A 3,909-nucleotide genomic window follows, 5' to 3' on the forward strand; every position below is an offset into this window, starting at 1 on the left:
CATCGGGGAAGACGTCGCGGGCGGTGCGGTTGGGATTCTCCTGCATCGCGTTCAGGAACTTCGAGGCCCCGCCGGCCCCCAGGAAATGCGCCATGTACAGTTCGGTCGAGCCGATCTTGCCGTCCACCGTCTCTTCCAGATACTCCTTGTTGTCGCGGGTGTATTCCGCGGCCATCAGGGCCGACGCGGTCGGATCCTTGCGCAGGTCCAGGATCTCCTTCTTCATCTCCGGATCGGAGACATAGGGCCGGCCATCGCTGCGGGTCTGGATGGCGTTGGCATATTTGCCATAGCCATGGTCGGCGCCATGGTCCTTCATCGTCTGCAGCCAGGTGCTGTCGATGAACTGGTAGAGCCCCGTCGCCGAGGAGGAGGAGGACTTTACGTCCGTGCGGTATCCGCTCTCCACGGCAGCTTTTTCCATGAGGTAGGAAAAATCGACCCCCGTCTTCGCGCTGGCATTGCGCACGGCCGCCTCCACACTGGCCGGACCGCGGGCGGTGGCGGCGGCCTGGGCGGCGGCGTTGCTGGGATTGCCGAGAGCGGAAGCGTAGGTCATGGGTCGATCCCCGTGTGATGGCCCCGATGGGAGGCAGCCTCTCCTATGCAGACGCCGTGCCAGTCGGTTGGAGCCTTGATGAGGCCCCAAGGCGGGCCTAGCCTCTCTGAACGGAGACGGACGCGGCAACCCGCCCTCTCGCCAAGCACCATCCGATGCTGTATGTTGACGTATAGGTAAATCAAAACCAAGACTCTGGGAGAACGCCCCGCCATGACCTACACCGCTCCGGTCGACGACCTGCGCTTCGTCCTGAACGAGGTGGTGGGCCTCGACGCCATCGCCGCCCTGCCCCGGTGCGACAGCGCCGCCCCCGATCTGGTCGACGCCATCCTGGAGGAGGCCGGCAAATTCGCCTCCGGCGTGCTCGCCCCGCTGAACCGGGTGGGCGACAAGGAAGGGGCGAAGCTGGAAAACGGCGTCGTCCGCACCGCCACCGGCTGGAAGGAGGCCTATGGCCAGTTCACCGAAGCCGGCTGGAACAGCCTGCCCTTCGAGCCGGAGTATGGCGGGCAGGGCCTGCCCTGGACCGTCGCCTTCGCGGTGAACGAGATGTGGCAGGCCGCCAACCTGTCCTTCGGCCTGTGCCCGCTGCTGACCCAGGGTGCCGTCGACCTGCTGACCGAGCATGCGAGCGACGGGCAGAAGGCGGTCTATCTGTCGAAGATGATCTCCGGCGAATGGACCGGGACGATGAACCTGACCGAGCCGCAGGCGGGCAGCGACCTCGCCGCGGTGCGGACCAAGGCGGTGCGGGCCGGCGACGGCAGCTATCGCATCAGCGGCCAGAAGATCTTCATCACCTATGGCGAGCATGACCTGACGGAGAACATCGTCCATCTGGTGCTGGCCCGCCTGCCCGACGCACCGGCCGGCATCAAGGGCATCAGCCTGTTCATCGTGCCGAAATTCCTGCCCAATGCCGACGGCACGCCGGGCCAGCGCAACGATCTGCGCTGCGCCAGCCTGGAGCACAAGCTGGGCATCATGGCCAGCCCGACCGCGGTGATGGCCTATGGCGACGACGAGGGCGCCATAGGCTACCTCGTCGGCGAGGAGAACCGCGGCATCGAATATATGTTCACGATGATGAACAATGCCCGGCTCGGCGTCGGCATCCAGGGCGTGGCGATCGCCGAGCGCGCCTATCAGCAGGCCCGCGACTACGCGAAGAGCCGCGTGCAGAGCAAGGATCTGGCCGATCCCAAGGGCTCCGGCGTCGCCATCATCAAGCATCCCGACGTGCGCCGCATGCTGCTGGACATGCGGGCCAAGACGGAAGCCGCCCGTGCGCTGGCGCTCTATGCCGGCACGCAGCTGGACATCTCCCGCCACCACGAGGACCCGGCGGTGCGGGCTACCGCCACGGCACGGGTCGATGTGCTGACCCCCATCGTCAAGGCGTGGTCGACCGACATCGGCTGCGAGGTGGCGTCCACCGGCGTGCAGATCCATGGCGGCATGGGCTTCATCGAGGAGACGGGGGCCGCCCAGCATTACCGCGACGCCCGCATCACCCCGATCTATGAGGGCACCAACGGCATCCACGGCAACGACCTGACCTTCCGCAAGACCGGCCGCGACAAGGGGGCCGCCGCCCGTGCCTTCGTCGCCGACATGCGCGCCACCGTTCAGGAGTTGGAGTCCGCCCCCGGCGACGACCTCGCGGTGATCCGCACCGAACTGTCGGCCGGGCTGGACGCGCTGGACAAGGCCATCGACTGGATGGTCGCGACCCAGGCGGAGGGCGACCTGCAAGGCGCCGCCGCCGGCGCGGTGGCCTACCTGAAGCTGTGGGGCACGGTTGCCGGCGGCTGGATGCTCGCCCGCTCGGCGATGAAGGCGATGGAGGGACTGCGCCAGCCCGGCGCCAACGCCTCCTTCCTGGAAACCAAGCTGATCGTCGCCCGCTTCTACGCCGAGCAGGTCCTGGCGACCGCGCCGGCCCTGCTGCCGACCATCGCAAGCGCCCGCAACACGGTGATGGCGCTGAGCGAGGAGCAGTTCTGACCGAAATGTCAGGCCCCTCTCTCCAAGTGGGAAAGGGGCTTTTTCTGCATCGCCCGCCCTGTATCCTTCTGTTGGTGCTCAACAGCTCCGACTTTTCGGGGGGTTTTGTTATCGCCTATCGAATGAGCATGGCCCGAATGGCCGGCTGAACATCCTTGTTATCGGTGATAGCGTCTTATTATTCGCGTCACAAACAAAGATGGAGTCGAAAGCCATGACAAGCACGGAGACTCAGACCGAGACTCATAAGGGCAGCTGCTTTTGCGGGGCGGTGGAGGTGGAGGTCACCGGTTCACCGGAGGCGATGGGCTATTGTCATTGCCGGTCCTGCCGCTCCTGGTCCGGCGGTCCGGTCAATGCCTTCACCCTGTGGAAGCCCGACGCCGTGCGCGTGACCGCGGGCGCCGAACATCTCGCGACCTTCCAGAAGACGCCGGTCAGCCAGCGCCAATATTGCGCGAAGTGCGGCGGGCACCTGATGACCATCACCCGCCGCTCGGCCTCGTGGAAGTCTTCTCCGCAACGCTGCCGACCCTGGCCTTCGCCCCCGCCGTTCACGTCAACTATGCCGAGACCGTGCTGCCGATGCGGGACGGTCTGCCGAAGCTGAAGGATTTCCCGGCCGAGTTCGGCGGCTCCGGCGAAACGATGGCGGAATAGCGGCTCCGCTCACCAGTAACGCATCGCATCCGCGTACAGCCCGCGCAAATCGTCCTCCGACACCGGGCGCGGGGCGATGGTCAGCAGGCGTTGCTGAGCGGCGGCGCCCCTGACCAGCCCCGGAATGTCAGCCTCGCCATAGCCCAGCGCCGACAGCCCGTTCGGCAGGCCGGTCGCCCGCATCATCCCGATCAGCCGGGTCGCCAGCAGCTCGCCACCATCCTCCGGCGCCGCGCCTCTCACGTCCGCCCCCAGCGCCTCGGCGGCGCGCAGATGGGCTTCCGGGGCGGCCGGGCCGGTGAAGCGGAAGGCGGCCGGGGCGTTCAGCACCACCGAGATGCCGTGCGGCACCATCGGCTCCACCGCCTCATAGCCCGTCGCAGTGAAGCTGTGGTTCATCCCGGCCACCGAATAGGACATGGCGTGCGGGATGTGCACCCCGGCATTGCCGAAGGCCAGACCGGCCAGCGTCGCCGCGAACATCAGGGCGTCGCGCGCCTCGGCGCAGTCGGGGTCGTTGACCGCCCGCTCCAGCCACTGGCCGCCGAGCCGGATCGCCTGGAGGCTGCCGATGTCCGACCACGGGTTGGCGCCCTGATAGGGCGGGCGGGCCGTCGGCTGCTCGGGGCGCGGGCGGGAGCGGAAGGGGCGCGCGGTGTGGCTCTCGATGGCGTGGGTCA

At 67.3% G+C, this 3,909-nt stretch carries 4 protein-coding genes and 1 pseudogene; 3 read left to right on the forward strand and 2 right to left on the reverse strand.

The features are described 5' to 3' along the window. Positions 1-559: transglycosylase SLT domain-containing protein (locus tag I71_RS05230; RefSeq protein WP_042691735.1), on the reverse strand; the 559-nt coding region annotated here is incomplete at its 3' end. Between the two features lie 213 nt (positions 560-772). On the opposite strand from I71_RS05230, the gene I71_RS05235 reads away from it, so the two are divergent. From I71_RS05235 to I71_RS39505, 3 genes and pseudogenes are all read left to right on the forward strand, one after another. Beyond that, a complete protein-coding gene (locus I71_RS05235; RefSeq protein WP_042691740.1) occupies positions 773-2,569 on the forward strand; it encodes an acyl-CoA dehydrogenase in 1,797 nt (598 codons plus the stop codon). Between the two features lie 304 nt (positions 2,570-2,873). Beyond that, a pseudogene (locus I71_RS39500) lies at positions 2,874-2,996 on the forward strand (GFA family protein); the annotation flags it as partial. Between the two features lie 77 nt (positions 2,997-3,073). Then, a complete protein-coding gene (locus I71_RS39505) occupies positions 3,074-3,229 on the forward strand; it encodes a hypothetical protein (protein ID WP_244433647.1) in 156 nt (51 codons plus the stop codon). A gap of 9 nt (positions 3,230-3,238) precedes the next feature. Here I71_RS39505 and I71_RS05245 read toward each other — a convergent pair. Beyond that, on the reverse strand, positions 3,239-3,909 hold a 671-nt coding region (locus tag I71_RS05245), incomplete at its 5' end, for an iron-containing alcohol dehydrogenase (RefSeq protein ID WP_042691743.1).

Source organism: Azospirillum sp. B506 (assembly GCF_000333595.1).
In the GTDB taxonomy this organism is placed as follows: Bacteria; Pseudomonadota; Alphaproteobacteria; order Azospirillales; family Azospirillaceae; genus Azospirillum.

What these genes read in the sequence shown, in the direction of transcription:
- I71_RS05235 (WP_042691740.1), top strand. Translation starts at nt 773, where the DNA reads ATGACCTACACCGCTCCGGTCGACGACCTGCGCTTCGTCCTGAACGAG.